The organism is Microbacterium sp., from assembly GCF_026393345.1.
Lineage (GTDB): Bacteria > Actinomycetota > Actinomycetes > Actinomycetales > Microbacteriaceae > Microbacterium.
In genome coordinates, this window is record NZ_JAPLAI010000032.1 from 26,646 (window position 1) to 40,147 (window position 13,502).

Annotated in this window: 14 protein-coding genes; 7 read left to right on the forward strand and 7 right to left on the reverse strand. The window is 67.3% G+C overall.

The window, feature by feature from the left end; all coding sequences use genetic code 11:
* Positions 1–30 precede the first annotated feature (30 nt).
* On the forward strand, positions 31–1,023 hold the full coding sequence (locus tag NT132_RS04435; RefSeq protein WP_297785375.1) for a LacI family DNA-binding transcriptional regulator: 993 nt from the start codon (positions 31–33) through the stop codon (positions 1,021–1,023).
* A gap of 2 nt (positions 1,024–1,025) precedes the next feature.
* Here the strand turns inward: NT132_RS04435 and NT132_RS04440 are convergent, their stop codons facing one another.
* On the reverse strand, positions 1,026–1,394 hold the full coding sequence (locus NT132_RS04440; protein WP_297785378.1) for a gamma-glutamylcyclotransferase family protein: 369 nt from the start codon (positions 1,392–1,394) through the stop codon (positions 1,026–1,028).
* Positions 1,395–1,413: 19 nt separating this feature from the next.
* Positions 1,414–2,688 (reverse strand): DUF445 domain-containing protein, encoded by a 1,275-nt coding sequence (locus NT132_RS04445; RefSeq protein WP_297785383.1) that lies wholly within the window; start codon positions 2,686–2,688, stop codon positions 1,414–1,416.
* A gap of 41 nt (positions 2,689–2,729) precedes the next feature.
* Here NT132_RS04445 and NT132_RS04450 point away from each other — a divergent pair, with 41 nt between their 5' ends.
* Positions 2,730–3,002, forward strand: coding sequence for a metal-sensitive transcriptional regulator (locus NT132_RS04450; protein ID WP_297785386.1), 273 nt, complete (start codon positions 2,730–2,732; stop codon positions 3,000–3,002).
* 30 nt (positions 3,003–3,032) lie between these two features.
* Here the strand turns inward: NT132_RS04450 and NT132_RS04455 are convergent, their stop codons facing one another.
* Genes NT132_RS04455 through NT132_RS04470 form a run of 4 tightly spaced genes read right to left on the reverse strand, consistent with a single transcriptional unit; the run spans position 3,033 to position 7,217 of the window.
* Positions 3,033–4,037, reverse strand: coding sequence for an aldo/keto reductase (locus NT132_RS04455; protein WP_297785389.1), 1,005 nt, complete (start codon positions 4,035–4,037; stop codon positions 3,033–3,035).
* Positions 4,038–4,046: 9 nt separating this feature from the next.
* The gene (locus NT132_RS04460) at positions 4,047–5,204 is read right to left on the reverse strand and encodes an acyl-CoA dehydrogenase family protein (protein ID WP_297785392.1); all 1,158 of its coding nucleotides are present in this window, start codon (positions 5,202–5,204) and stop codon (positions 4,047–4,049) included.
* The gene (locus tag NT132_RS04465; RefSeq protein WP_297785396.1) at positions 5,201–5,956 is read right to left on the reverse strand and encodes an alpha/beta hydrolase; all 756 of its coding nucleotides are present in this window, start codon (positions 5,954–5,956) and stop codon (positions 5,201–5,203) included. Before NT132_RS04465 ends, NT132_RS04460 begins: the two co-directional genes overlap by 4 nt.
* A 55-nt stretch (positions 5,957–6,011) precedes the next feature.
* A complete protein-coding gene (locus tag NT132_RS04470; protein WP_297785399.1) occupies positions 6,012–7,217 on the reverse strand; it encodes an MFS transporter in 1,206 nt (401 codons plus the stop codon).
* A 377-nt stretch (positions 7,218–7,594) separates the two neighbouring features.
* Between NT132_RS04470 and nrdH the strand changes: the two genes are divergently transcribed.
* The 4 genes from nrdH to nrdF are packed head-to-tail and all read left to right on the forward strand — an operon-like array spanning position 7,595 to position 11,437.
* A complete protein-coding gene (gene nrdH / locus NT132_RS04475; RefSeq protein WP_297785403.1) occupies positions 7,595–7,828 on the forward strand; it encodes a glutaredoxin-like protein NrdH in 234 nt (77 codons plus the stop codon).
* 4 nt (positions 7,829–7,832) lie between these two features.
* Positions 7,833–8,297, forward strand: coding sequence for a class Ib ribonucleoside-diphosphate reductase assembly flavoprotein NrdI (nrdI, locus tag NT132_RS04480; protein ID WP_297785406.1), 465 nt, complete (start codon positions 7,833–7,835; stop codon positions 8,295–8,297).
* Positions 8,279–10,435: a class 1b ribonucleoside-diphosphate reductase subunit alpha gene (gene nrdE / locus NT132_RS04485; RefSeq protein ID WP_297785410.1), complete on the forward strand. Its 2,157-nt coding sequence runs from the start codon at positions 8,279–8,281 to the stop codon at positions 10,433–10,435. The genes nrdI and nrdE overlap by 19 nt, the downstream gene beginning before the upstream one ends.
* A gap of 27 nt (positions 10,436–10,462) precedes the next feature.
* Positions 10,463–11,437 (forward strand): class 1b ribonucleoside-diphosphate reductase subunit beta, encoded by a 975-nt coding sequence (gene nrdF / locus NT132_RS04490; RefSeq protein WP_297785413.1) that lies wholly within the window; start codon positions 10,463–10,465, stop codon positions 11,435–11,437.
* A gap of 488 nt (positions 11,438–11,925) precedes the next feature.
* Here nrdF and NT132_RS04495 read toward each other — a convergent pair whose 3' ends face one another.
* A complete protein-coding gene (locus NT132_RS04495) occupies positions 11,926–12,108 on the reverse strand; it encodes a hypothetical protein (protein WP_297785416.1) in 183 nt (60 codons plus the stop codon).
* 463 nt (positions 12,109–12,571) lie between these two features.
* Between NT132_RS04495 and NT132_RS04500 the strand changes: the two genes are divergently transcribed.
* Complete coding sequence (locus NT132_RS04500; RefSeq protein ID WP_297785419.1) at positions 12,572–13,474, forward strand: Abi family protein; 903 nt, start codon at positions 12,572–12,574, stop codon at positions 13,472–13,474.
* The last annotated feature ends 28 nt before the right edge of the window (positions 13,475–13,502 follow it).

Sequence of the window (13,502 nt, forward strand, 5' to 3'; positions counted from 1 at the left end):
TGGCGGTTCGACCGTTGCGAGGAGACCGGGATGCCGAAGGCGCCGACCGTCGAAGACGTCGCCCGCGTCGCCGGGGTGTCGCGTCAGACGGTGTCGAATGTGCTGAACACCCCCGGCATTGTGAAGCCCGCCACGCGCGAGCGGGTGGAGCGGGCGATCGCGGACCTCGGCTACCGGCCCCACACCGCGGCGCGGGCACTGCGGACCCGCCGGAGTTCCACCATCGGCATCCATCTCGACCCCTATGCCGGGGGGATCTCCGGCGTCGTTCTCGACCGGTTCGTGCATGCGCTCACCGATCGTGCGGGGGAGCGGCGGATGCGGGTGCTGATCTACGCCGCGAGGAGCGCGGACGAGGAGATCGAACGGATGCGGGACCTCCTCGACGGTGGCGAGGTCGATGCGTTCGTCATCACCGGGACGTTCCGCGGCGACCCGCGGACGCGCTGGCTCGACGATCGCGGCGTTCCCTTCGTCGCCTTCGGCCGCCCGTGGGGCGCGGAGGAGACGGGGACACCGGACCACTGCTGGGTCGACGTCGACGGTGCGGCCGGGGTCGAGGCGGCCACCCGGCACGCGCGCGCCGTCGCCGGCGACGCCGTCGCCTTCCTCGGCTGGCCGGCGGGCTCGGGTACCGGCGATGACCGGGAGCGCGGCTGGCGGGCGGTGGTGGGCGCGTCAGCGCTCCGCCTCACCGCGCCGGAGGGGGTGCAGCCGGCCCGCGCCGTGGTGGCCGAGGCGCTCGCCGCCGGCGCCCGGATCGATGCTGTCGTGTGCGCGAGCGACACGCTCGCGATCGGCGCGCGGCTCGCGGTCGCCGCGGCGGGCCGGGACGACGTGCTCGTCATCGGTTTCGACAACACTCCGGCCGCCGAGGCGCTCGGCCTGTCGAGCGTGGAGCAGCTGCCGGAGGAGGTGGCGGACGGCGTCCTCGCCCTCCTCCTCGGCCCCACCGGCAACATCGTGGTCCCGCACGAGGGCGACGCGCACGTGCTGGTCGAGCCGCGCCTGATCCTCCGCTGAGCTCAGTCGCCGACGGCGGGCGGGGTGAGAGGGACGAACACCCAGGCGTCGACGCCGCTCTCCAGGGTGGCGCGGATCCGCCGGTACCCAGGCGCGGCATACTCGTCGGCCGCGTCGAGTTCGGCGAGGGTGAGTTCGAGCACATCGCCGACGAGCTTGTCCAGCGGATCGTCGGTCTCGTGCGCCACCGGATGCCGCCGCATCCCCGTCAGCCCCGCCACCAGCGGCATGTCGAACTCGGCGTAGCCCAGCCGATACCCGGGAAGGACATCCGGGGTGGTCTCGATCCGGCGACCGAAGGTGTCCAGCTGCAGGTCGGTGCGGGTCAGCAGCCCGTAGACGAACAGCAGCTCGGTCGCATCCTCAGCCATGGCCACACAGTAGCCGGGGTCAGCGGCCGAACAGCAGGTGCGCCACGGTGAAGATCGCAAGCCCGGCGAGTGAACCGACGATGGTGCCGTTCAGGCGGATGTACTGCAGGTCGCGGCCGACCATCAGCTCGATCTTCTGCGTGGTCTCCTCCGGGTCCCATCGCTCCACCGTGTCGGTGATGATCGAGGCGATGTCGTGGCGGTAGCGGTCGACGAGGAACACGGCCGCATCCGTCACCCACTCATCCACCCGATTGCGGAGGACCGGGTCGGTGCCGAAGCGCTCGCCGACCTGCACCAGCGCGTCGACGGCGCGGACGCGGAGCGGGCTCGCGGGATCTTCGAGCGCGCGGACGAGCCCGTTCTTCGCCGTGTTCCAGGCCTCGCCCGCGAGCTCACGCACCCGTGGTGAGTCGAACACGTTCGCCTTCGCGTCCTCGAAGCGTCCGATCATCGCCGGGTCGTGCTGCAGGTTGCCCGCGAGCTTCTCCAGATACGCGTCGATGGCCTTCCGGGCCGGATGCTGCGGGTCGGCGCGGACGGCCTCGACGAACTTCACGGCCTCGTGGTACGCGGCCTCGTCGATGAGTCCGCTGACCATGGACGGCACCCAGGAGGGCAGCCGGCCGGAGACGAGACCGGCGAACGAGGCGCGGTTCGCGGCCAACCAGTGCGACAGGTTGTCCGCGGCGAGGTCGACCGCCTCATGATGGGCACCGGTGCCGACCAGGCGCTCCAGCCAGCCGCCCAGCGGCGGACCCCACTCCGGCACGATGAGGTGCTCGCGGGCGAGGTCGGCGATGAGTTCCTGCACCTCGTCGTCGCTGAGGGCGCGAAGCACCCCGGCGGCCATGGCGGCGCCCTCCGTCGCGACGCGTTCCGCGTGCTCGGGGGTGCGCAGCCATTCACCCAGGCGCGCGGCGATGGGGGTAGACGCGAGCTTCGTGCGCACCACCTCGGCGGAGAGGAAGTTCGTCTCCACGAATTCGCCGAGCGTACGGCCGATCTCGTCCTTCCGCTGCGGGATGATCGCGGTGTGCGGGATCGGCAGGCCGAGCGGCCGGCGGAACAGCGCGGTGACGGCGAACCAGTCCGCGAGAGCGCCGACCATGCCGCCCTCCGCGGCGGCACGCACATAGGCGAGCCACGGGTACCGCTCCTGCAGGGCGAACGCGACGAGGAAGACGAGGGCGAGGAGCACCAGGGCGCCGAGCGCGATCGCCTTCATGACGCGCAGGCTCCGCAGCCGCTCCCGGTCCGCGTCGGAGAGGAAAGCCGACGGAGTGCGGGACATGCGCTCATCCTCGCACGGTGGCGGCGGCGTACGCTGATCCGGTGATCGACGACATCAAGAAGCGTTCGCTGCACCGCGCCCGCATCCTCGAGGGTCAGATGCGAGGGCTCACCAAGGCCATCGAGTCCGAGGACTACTGCATGGACATCATCACGCAGTCGCGTGCCATCCAGCGCTCACTCGAGTCGCTCAACCGACTGCTGCTGGAGAACCACCTGCGCACCCACGTCACCGACATGTTCGAGCACGGCGGCGCCGAGCGCGATCAGGCCGTCGGCGAGCTCCTGAAAGCGTTCGACTTCGACGGCAAGTAACCCCGCGCGAGACGTGCAGGCGGGCGCGGGCTAGGCTGCGGCGTCGCCGCGCTGGCTGGTCCAGTTGCGATCGAAGCTGCGGTCGCCGCGGATGCGGGCGGCGAACGGCTCCAGGAGCGCCAGGGTCGCCGCATCCAGCCGCGTCGTGACCGCCGGCAGCCACTCGTCGACGTGTGCGGGGAACCGCGACCCCGGGATCGGTGCGATCCGGATGCCGATCACATCCGCCCGCGTGTAGAGCCACGCCAGCGCGAGCTGGGCGCCGGTGAGGCCCGCGCCCTCGGCGATGTCGAGGAACTCGGCGCGCAGGCCCGCGTTGGCGGTGAGGTTCTCGGGCGCGAAGCGCGGGAATTTCGGCCGTCCGTCGCCATCGCCGATCTGCTCCGGCGCGAAGGCGTCGGTGAGCCACGCGCGGCTGAGCGGCGAGTAGGGCACGAAGCCCACGCCGAGTTCGGCGGCGGTGGGGACGACGGATGATTCGACATCGCGGCTGACGACGCTCCACTCGGTCTGCACCGCGGCGATGGGGTGCACGGCGTGGGCACGACGCAGCTCGTCGGCGGTGGCCTCCGACAGGCCGAGGTGGCGGACCTTGCCGGCCTGCACCAGCTCCGCCATCGCCCCGACGGTCTCTTCGATCGGCACATCCGGGTCGACGCGGTGCTGGTAGTAGAGGTCGACGTGGTCCGTGCCGAGCCGGCCGAGGCTGAGGTCGATCTGCTCACGCACGTAGTCGGGCCGGCCGCACACGGCGCGCGCGCCGATGGCGCCGCCGGCGATGCCGAACTTCGTCGCGAGCGTGATCTCGTCCCGGCGGGTCGCGAGGAGCTTCGAGATGGTCCGCTCGCTCCGCCCGGCTCCGTAGATGTTCGCGGTGTCGACGAAGGTGAGCCCGGAATCGACCGCGTGGGTCAGGGTGGCGAGCGCGGTCTCGTCGTCGACCGGCCCATACACGTCGGAGAGGCTCATGCCGCCGTATCCGAGCGCGCTGACGTGGAGGTCGTCGCCGAGGGCGACGGAGGGGAGAGCGGTCACAAGTGTCCTTCAGTTCTCGATCGGGCCGAGCCAGGCACTCGCGACGGTGGCGTGCGCGGACTCCGGGTCGGAAGGGTGGAAGAGGCCGGCGATCACGTCGCGGTACAGCCGGCCGAGTTCGCCGGTGGCGCCGTACGACGAGCCGCCGGCGACGAGCATGGCGTCATCGACCACCTGCTTCGCGGTCGTGACGGCGCGATGCTTCACGCCGGCGAGGAGCGAGAACCAGCGCGGGCCGTGATTGGCCAAGGTGTCCACGTCGTCGCACAGCTGCGCGAGCTGCGGCCCGAGGGCATCGTAGGCGAGCGCCATGTCGGCGATGCGCCAGCGGATGTCGGGGTCCTGGCTGTACGCGGCGCCGGTCTTCTTGGAGCGCCGCCGGTGCGCGGTCTCGACGGCGAGGTCGAGCGCGCGGCGGGCGATGCCGGTGTAGACCGAGGCGAGGAGCAGCTCGAAGACGCTGAAGATGCCGAACACGATCGGGTCGGGGTTGGGCCCCGGGTCGACGCGGCGGACGACCCGGTCGGCGGGGGCGAGCGCCCCGTGCAGCTCGGTGGTGCGGGACTGGGTGGCCCGCATCCCGACCGTGTTCCAGTCGTCGCGGGTGGTGACCGCATCCGTCCGGGAGACGAACGCGTAGACGAGCTTCGGGGCATCCGGCGAGGTGGTGTCGAGCCCGTGGAGGCCGAGCTGCGTCCACGCCGGCGCGAGCGAGGTGAAGATCTTCGTGCCGGTGAAGGCGTAGCCGCCGTCGGGCTGGGGCACCGCTTCGGTGTCGCTCGCGAACAGCACCAGGTCGTTGCCCGCTTCGCTGATCCCGAAGGCGAAGAGCTCGCCGGCGGCGGCCCCGGTCTGCACGAACGCGAGGTCGTCGATGCCGCGATCCTGCAGCACCTTCGCGACACCGGTCCACACCAGGTGCATGTTGACGGCGAGGGCGGTCGCGGGCGCGGCGGTCGCGAGGCGCTGCTGCAGCACCGAAACCTCGGCGAGGCTCAGCCCGGCGCCTCCCCGGTCCGTGGGCACGAGCACCGACAGGTAGCCGGCGTCACGGAGCTCCGCGAGGTCCTCGTCCGGGAAACGGTTCTCGGCGTCATAGGTCGCCGCACGGTCCCGGAGGCGGGTGAGGAGGTCATCGGGCAGGTAGGCGTTCGCGTCGAAAGTCATCGCAGCACCTCCCGCAGGATCCGGACGGTGTCCTCCGGACGGTCGCGATGGGGGGAGTGCCCCGCCCCGACCACCACGGACTGCGTGATCGCCGGGTTGGCGGCGCGGACGGCGTCATCGATCTTGCCGGTGTAGATGCTGTACACGGCCGGGTCGGAGGCGATGACGTGGGTGGGGACGGTGAGGCGGGCGACAGCGTCGAGCACATTCCACTCCGGGTTCTGCGTGTTCGTCTGCTCGACCGCCCACGTCGATGCCTGCTGCGCCGACAGCGCCTTCAGCTCCACGTCGTTCGGATGCCAGGTGGGGTGCGCGCGCCGCACGGCCTCGACCGAGGTGTCGGCGAACGCCTCCTCCTGACTGCGACGCACCACCTCGCGGTCGTGGGCGAGGAGGTGCAGGGCCGGGTCGACGAGGATGAGCCGTCGCGTCCAGCTCGGGTCGTCGGCGGCGGCCTGCGTGGTGGCGGCACCGCCGAGGGAGTGCCCGATCACCAGGTCCCAGCTGCCGGATGCGGCGCGGACTTCGGCGACGTCGGCGGCGTAGGCCGCGATCGAGTAGTCGAGGGTGCGGGGGGCCGTGCCGTGGCCGCGGAGGTCCACGGCGACGGCGTGCCAGCCGTCCTCGGCCAGTGCCGTGCCGTAGCTCCACATGAGGGCGCCGGTGGAGCCGAGGCCGTGCACGAGCAGGGCGTGCCGGTCGGCGTCGGGGGAGCCCCAGGCGAGCCGGGGCAGGGTGACGGAGGTGACCATGCGCTTAGCCTACGAGCGGTCTGCACGAGATGCCCGACGACGGTCACACACGGTCTCAGGTGATGATCGGCACCGGTTCCGTGTCGGGGATGGGGCTCGGGTCGCGGTGGCGGAGGTCGGGGAACGCTCGGACGAACACGAGGGCGATGACGAAGCCGATGATCGCCATGCCGGCCGCCGCCACGTAGGCGCCCTGCGGCCCGACGCCATCGATGAGGAAACCCGCCACGGCGGAACCGAGGGCGGCGCCGATGAGCTGACCGGTGCCGATCCAGCCGTAGGCCTCGGCGGTGTCGGAGAACTTCACGCTCACCGACGTCATCGCGAACAGCACGGCCAGAGCCGGGGCGATGCCGATGCCCGCGATGATGAGCGTGCCGCCGAGCCACCAGACGTTGAGCGAGACGACCGTCAGGCAGAGTCCCGCCGCGACGATGCCCATGCGCCGTGCCATGGCCCAGCGGCCGATGGGGATGTGGCCGAACGCCAGGCCGCCAGCGAGGCTGCCGACGGAGAAGACCGCGAGGACGAGACCCGCCTCGAGTCCGCCGTGACCGAAAGTCGCCACCACCCCTGCCTCGACGGCGGAGCAGGCGCCGATGAGGAGGAAGCCGATGACGGTGGCCAGGAGGACGGTCGGGCGGGTGAGGACCTTGCCGAAGCGGCGCTTGCTCCGCGGGATGCGGACGCGCCCGACCTCGGGAGAGAAGATGAACCACGCCCCGCCGCCCACGAGGATCACGACGATCACGATGAGGGCTTCCCACGTGCCGATCTGTGTCGCGACGAACGTGATCAGCACCGGCGCCAGAATCCAGATGATCTCCTGCAGCGAGGCATCGAGCGAGTACAACGGGGTCAGCTGGCGGGAGTTGACGAGCTTCGGATAGATCGTGCGGGCGGCGGACTGCACCGGGGGGGTCGACAACCCGGCGATCGCGCCCAGCGCCAGATACGCAGGCAGGGTCATCGGCACGAGCGCAATCGTGAAAATCGCGAGCGCGCAGACCGCGGTCGTGAGGGCCAGCACTTTGCGCATGCCCCAGCGGCCCATCCACCGGCTCGTGATCGGCCCGGCGACGGCCTGCCCGATGGAGGTGGCGGCCAGCACGAGTCCCGCCGCACCGTAAGAGCCGGTGATGTACTCGATGTGCAGCAGCAGCGCGAGGCTCGTCATGCCGTTCGGGAAACGGGCGGTGAGCTGTGCAGCGATGATCCGGAGCACCCCCGGGGTGCGCATCAGATCGCCGTAAGCCGCCACGGTAGTCCATCGTATGTCCCTCCCCGCGGGGCTCACGAGGGCACCGACGGGCGGGGATGCAGACACGCTGACGACACGCCGGAGCCCGAAACAGTCGGCGGATGCGGCCCGAATCGTCGGACCTGTGGGAACTCGATCGCCACCGGCGGCGAAAACCGCGTCTTCCAGCCGTTTTCCAGGCTTCCAGAATGTCGGCGGCTTGTGGATGAATCGGTGGACAACCTGTGTTGTATCTGGGGAGGACGGGGGAAAAATCACATGGATGTAACTACTACCCCTTGTGGTGCTTCCTGATGTCCATCCCCATATGTAGTATTGAGGTCCCGGCAGTCGTAACGCCGGGAAAGACGACCGAAAGAGGGGAGAGGGCCCGAATCATGGCGATCACCGTTTACACCAAGCCTTCCTGCGTGCAGTGCACCGCGACATACCGTGCGCTGGATTCCAAGGGGATCGAATACGAGGTCCACGACCTCTCCGAAGACCCCACCGCCCTGGCCCAGGTCAAGTCGCTGGGCTACCTGCAGGCGCCCGTCGTCGTCACCGACGAGGACCACTGGTCGGGCTTCCGCCCCGACAAGATCGACGAGCTCGCCGCCCGTCTGGCCTGATCCCGTGACGACCGCGACGTCTTACGGCAGCGCGGTCCACGAGAACGAGACCGCCGCTCCGCTGCTGGTCTATTTCTCCAGCGTGTCCGGCAACACGGCACGCTTCATCGAGAAGCTCGGGATGCGCAGCATCCGCATCCCGCTTCTCGCCACCGACGCCCCCCTCCTCGTGCAGGAGCCGTACGTCCTGGTCACCCCCACCTATGGGGGAGGCCAGGGCCGCGGCGAGGAGAAGGGCGCGGTGCCCAAGCAAGTCATCCGGTTCCTCAACGACGAGCGAAACCGGCGAGGAATCCGCGGAGTCATCTCCGCGGGGAACACCAACTTCGGCGCTGCGTTCTGCGTCGCCGGAGATGTCATCAGCCGCAAGTGCCGCGTACCGCACTTGGATCGGATCGAACTGTTCGGTACGCCGGAGGACGTCGAACGCATCGGCGTCGGATTGGAAAGATGGTGGACGCAGCACTGACCGATACGGGGTTCAAGCTGGACTCCCGATTCGATGGGCTCGACTATCACGAGCTGAATGCGATGCTCAACCTGTACGACGAGCAGGGTCGCATCCAGTTCGAGGCCGACAAGCGTGCCGCGCGGGAGTACTTCCTGCAGCACGTCAACCAGAACACCGTCTTCTTCCACTCCCTCAAGGAGAAGCTCGACTACCTGGTCGAGAAGGAGTACTACGAAGGCGCGGTGATCGAGAAGTACCGCTTCGAGTTCGTCGAGCAGCTGCACCAGCGCGCCTACGACAAGAAGTTCCGCTTCGCGACCTTCCTCGGCGCGTTCAAGTACTACACGAGCTACACGCTGAAGACCTTCGACGGCAAGCGGTACCTGGAGCGCTTCGAGGACCGCGTCGTCATGACCGCCCTCGGCCTCGCCGACGGTGACGAGAAGCTCGCGAACGACCTGGTCGATGAGATCATCGCCGGCCGCTTCCAGCCCGCCACTCCCACGTTCCTCAACACCGGTAAGGCGCAACGCGGCGAACTCGTCTCCTGCTTCCTGCTGCGCATCGAGGACAACATGGAGTCGATCGCCCGTGGCATCAACTCCGCGCTGCAGCTCTCCAAGCGCGGCGGCGGCGTCGCCCTGCTGCTGTCGAACATCCGCGAGGCGGGGGCCCCGATCAAGCAGATCGAGAACCAGTCCTCCGGCATCATCCCCGTGATGAAGCTCCTCGAAGACAGCTTCAGCTACGCCAACCAGCTCGGTGCCCGTCAGGGCGCGGGGGCCGTGTACCTGTCGGCGCACCACCCCGACATCATGCGCTTCCTCGACACCAAGCGCGAGAACGCGGACGAGAAGATCCGCATCAAGACACTCTCGCTCGGCGTCGTGGTGCCCGACATCACGTTCGAGCTCGCCAAGAACGATGAGGACATGTACCTGTTCTCGCCGTACGACGTCGAGCGCGTCTACGGTGTGCCCTTCGGCGACATCTCGGTAACCGAGAAGTACCGCGAGATGGTCGACGACCCGCGCATCAAGAAGACGAAGATCAACGCGCGGCAGTTCTTCCAGACGCTCGCCGAGATCCAGTTCGAGTCGGGCTACCCGTACATCATGTTCGAGGACACCGTGAACCGGGCCAACCCCATCAAGGGCCGGATCAACATGTCCAACCTCTGCAGCGAGATCCTGCAGGTGAACACGCCCACCACCTACAACGAGGACCTGTCCTACAGCCAGATCGGCAAGGACATCTCCTGCAACCTGGGTTCGCTCAACATCGCCCTGGCGATGGACGGCGGCGACCTCGGCCGGACGGTGGAGACCAGCATCCGTGCCCTCACGGCGGTCAGCGACCAGAGCCACATCCGCTCCGTCCGCTCGATCGAGGACGGCAACGACCGTTCGCACGCGATCGGTCTCGGCCAGATGAACCTGCACGGGTTCCTGGCGCGTGAGCACATTCACTATGGCTCCGAAGAGGGCCTGGACTTCACGAACATCTACTTCTACACGGTGCTGTACCACGCGCTGCGCGCGTCGAACAACATCTCGATCGAGCGAGGCGAGAGCTTCGAGGGCTTTGCTGACTCGACCTACGCGTCGGGGGAGTTCTTCGACAAGTACCTCGAGCAGGAGTGGGTGCCGCAGACCGATCGCGTGAAGGAGCTCTTCGCCGGGCACCACATCCCCACGCAGGAGGACTGGCGCGCGCTGAAGGCGTCGATCCAGCAGTACGGCATCTACAACCAGAACCTGCAGGCGGTCCCGCCGACCGGGTCGATCTCGTACATCAACAACTCGACGTCGTCGATCCACCCGATCGCGTCGAAGATCGAGATCCGCAAGGAAGGCAAGCTCGGTCGCGTCTACTACCCGGCGCCGTTCATGACGAACGAGAACCTGGAGTACTACCAGGATGCGTACGAGATCGGCTACGAGAAGGTCATCGACACGTACGCCGCTGCGACCCAGCACGTGGACCAGGGCCTGTCGCTGACGCTGTTCTTCAAGGACACCGCCACCACCCGCGACATCAACAAGGCTCAGATCTACGCCTGGCGCAAGGGCATCAAGACGATCTACTACATCCGCCTGCGCCAGATGGCGCTCGAGGGCACCGAGGTCGACGGCTGCGTCAGCTGCACGCTGTGACCCGTCGCACGTTTTGAGGAAAGAACGATGACCGAGAAGCTCAAGCTCCTGGACAAAGTCCAGGCCATCAACTGGAACCGCATCGAGGACGACAAAGACCTCGAGGTGTGGAACCGTCTCACCGGCAACTTCTGGCTGCCCGAGAAGGTGCCGCTGTCGAACGATGTGCAGTCCTGGAACACGCTCACGCCCGATGAGCAGCAGCTCACCATGCGCGTGTTCACCGGCCTCACACTGCTCGACACCATCCAGGGCACGGTCGGCGCGGTGTCGCTGATCCCGGACGCCATCACGCCGCACGAAGAGGCGGTGTACACGAACATCGCGTTCATGGAGTCGGTGCACGCCAAGAGCTACTCGTCGATCTTCTCGACGCTGTGCTCGACGGTGGAGATCGACGACGCGTTCCGGTGGTCGACCGACAACGTGAACCTGCAGCGCAAGGCGCAGATCGTCATGGAGTACTACCGCGGCGACTCGCCCCTCAAGCGCAAGGTCGCCTCCACCCTGCTGGAGTCGTTCCTGTTCTACTCCGGGTTCTACCTGCCGATGTACTGGTCCAGCAAGGCGAAGCTGACCAACACCGCCGACATCATCCGCCTCATCATTCGTGACGAGGCCGTGCACGGCTACTACATCGGGTACAAGTTCCAGAAGGGCCTGGAGAAGGTCTCCCAGGCGGAGCGCGACGACATCAAGGACTACACGTTCTCGCTGATGTACGAGCTCTACGACAACGAGGTGCAGTACACGCAGGACCTCTACGACGGCGTCGGCCTGACCGAGGACGTCAAGAAGTTCCTGCACTACAACGCCAACAAGGCGCTCATGAACCTCGGCTACGAGGCCATGTTCCCCGCCTCGGTCACCAACGTGAACCCGGCGATCCTGTCGGCGCTCTCGCCGAACGCTGACGAAAACCACGACTTCTTCTCGGGGTCGGGTTCGTCGTACGTCATCGGCAAGGCCGTCTCGACCGAAGACGACGACTGGGACTTCTAAAGTCCCTGCGCGCTCGCGTCGACCGGTAGTTACAGGAGCGATCCTGTGGCTACCGGCGGCGCGAGTCGTTGTTTGAGCTGACGGAGTCGTGGTCGGACGCTCCGCGATCCGATCCAGCGGGCGAGACGTGGCGATCGCCGGAGGCACGATTCGGCATCTGCTGTCCGGGGGCGGCACAGCCGGACCTGCACACCATCTCGAGCGGCTCCCGGACGGTGCTCGTACCTGGTCTGAGTGGATCGGGGCAGACCCTGCGGACGAAACACTTCGTCGATCGTCCTCGCTGTCCGAGCCGCCCGTTTGAGGTCACCTCTCCGGGCATAAGCCCGGGCGGGTCGTTTGCGAACGGATGCGGCTGTCAGCGAAGCCGGTAGGAGCCGGCTGGGCGCGCCGCGAACACGCCATGACCCCGACGCTGTTGTGCCCAATTTATAGGACGGCTTGAGCCCGACCCTGCCCGAGTTTCTTGTACATCAGTGCGCGACCGCTCAGGGAGCGGCGCGGTAACTGGTCTCCCAATAGTGGAACGTGATGGTGACGTCGGGCAGCGCGCGCCGAACCTCGTCGTACAAACGCTCTCCTTCAGCCCGATGTTCGTCCGCGGTGGCCTGGTCCGGCCAGCCCTGCTGCCAATCGAAGAGCTGCTCGAACTGGTCCACCCAATCCCTCACATCGCGCTCGAGCTGTGGCGGAAGCGCGGGGTCCCCGTCCGCGCACCGCCCATGAGCAGCCCAGAACGGCCAGCGAGTACCGTAGTCATTGGCGAATCGGTAGTGCATTTGGTGATTCTCCTCGATGGAGCCGTTTGGCGCGCGGACAACGACCGGTCTCCGCACGGCGACCTACCCACAACCGAGCGCACTCTGGCCGGCGCGCCAAGGGTCAGCGCGCACGGCTCTCGCCCGACCGTCGGTGCTCTCGACGGTTGGTTGCCGCGTCGTCCGCCACTCAGCGCCGCTTCGTCGCGGACTGATCCTCATGGTGGCGCTGTGGCGGAGCGGGCGTGGAACGTACGGGATGCGTGGGAACTCTGCTTCGAGATTGCATCTCCATCGAGAGCTGCCTTAGGATGAAGTCAACATTCGGACCCACTCGGCGCAAGCTGGGTGGGTTCTTCGTTTCGGGGAGCAGCAGGTGAAGAGCTGGATTGACCTCAACGCGCAGGTGCAGAAGCATCTAGAGCGGGGGCTCGACCTGGCCGACGTTCCACGTCAGCGGTTCGCCATGTTCCTCTACTCAAGCAACTACTACCGCGTAAGCGGATACGCGCGTTGCTTCTACGAGGCCGACGTAGATCGATACCGCAGGGGGACAACGGCAAGCCGACTCATGGATGTCTACGACCTCGACCGTGCAGTTCGAACCTCAGTGCTCGACGGAGTTGGTGTCCTCGAACCAACGCTTCGAAGCAGGGTTGCCTTCCACGTCGCGAAGGTAGTCGGAGGCGGCGACGGCTACCTTGATGAGAGCCTTTATCTGCCGGATAGGGATGCGCCGGATCCTCAGGACAAGCCCGCTATGCGGCGCTGGCAGGCTCAGGTCAAGAATCGCGACAAGGTGCTGGCGAGCTTTCTTGAAATTCAAAAGCGTGACGAAATCTTCATCCAACACCACGTCAAGAACGGCGACCCTGTTCCGTTCTGGGCAGCAATCGAAGTCGTCTCGATCGGAACCTTCTCGCGCTTTCTGCGTGCGCTCCGCGACAAGAGCCTCCTAGCACCGGTAACTAAGTCACTCTCGCTCGAAGATGAGCCAAAGCTGCTGCAGGCGGTTCAGAACATCGCGTTCCTGCGAAACATCGCCGCGCACCATGGCCGGCTCTGGAACCGCAGATTCGATGGCCATGTCACCTTGCCGCAGATAGCCCTAAGCGTGAAACGCCAGTACATCTCGACCACGACTCCCGCCGCCGCCCTGACACTGCTTGCCGGGATGGTGGATCAGATCGAGGGGCGCAGCTCCTACTCAACAAGCGTGCTCGACCTGGTCCACTCGGTGCCAGATCTCGTGGATGGGTACTACCAACCGATGCTCTAGCCACGAGGGCCTCCAGCAGTCGGGCGAC